1 protein-coding gene is annotated in these 497 nt (G+C 75.1%); it reads left to right on the top strand.

Features of this window, described 5'->3' with window-relative positions; translation table 11 throughout:
- Nucleotides 1-497 (top strand): NPCBM/NEW2 domain-containing protein (locus GTQ99_RS23940; protein ID WP_205708148.1); only part of this gene is annotated, 497 nt, incomplete at both ends.

Raw genomic sequence — 497 nt, 5'->3', positions numbered from 1 at the left:
CCTACGCCTCCGACACCGCCTACCGCGTGGTCCGCAACGGCTGGGGCCCGGCCGAGGCCGACCGCAGCAACGGCGAACTGAGCGGCACCGACGGCGCCACCCTCACCGTGGCCGGCCAGGCGTTCGCCAAGGGCTTCGGCGTCCACGCGGCCTCCGAGATCGTCGTCCCCACCGGCGGTGCGAGCACCTTCAGCGCCGAGGTCGGCATCGACGACGAGGTGCTGCCCCGTGGCAGCGCCGTCTTCCAGGTCTGGAACGGGGAGACCAAGCTCGCCGAGACGGGTCTCGTCCGGGCCGGCTCGACCGCGCGCAGGCTGTCCGTCGACGTCTCCGGCGCCACCGAGATCCGCCTCGTCGTCACCGACGGCGGGGACGGCACCTCCGGCGACCACGGCGACTGGGGCGACGCGAAGCTGACCACCCCCGTCACGACGCCCGCCACCGAGCCGACCGCGACGCCCACCACCCAGCCGACCGCGACGCCCACGACCACCCCG

It is taken from the genome of Kineococcus vitellinus, from assembly GCF_009906315.1.
GTDB classification, from domain to species: domain Bacteria; phylum Actinomycetota; class Actinomycetes; order Actinomycetales; family Kineococcaceae; genus Kineococcus; species Kineococcus vitellinus.
This window is presented reverse-complemented; position numbering and strand designations above follow the sequence as displayed.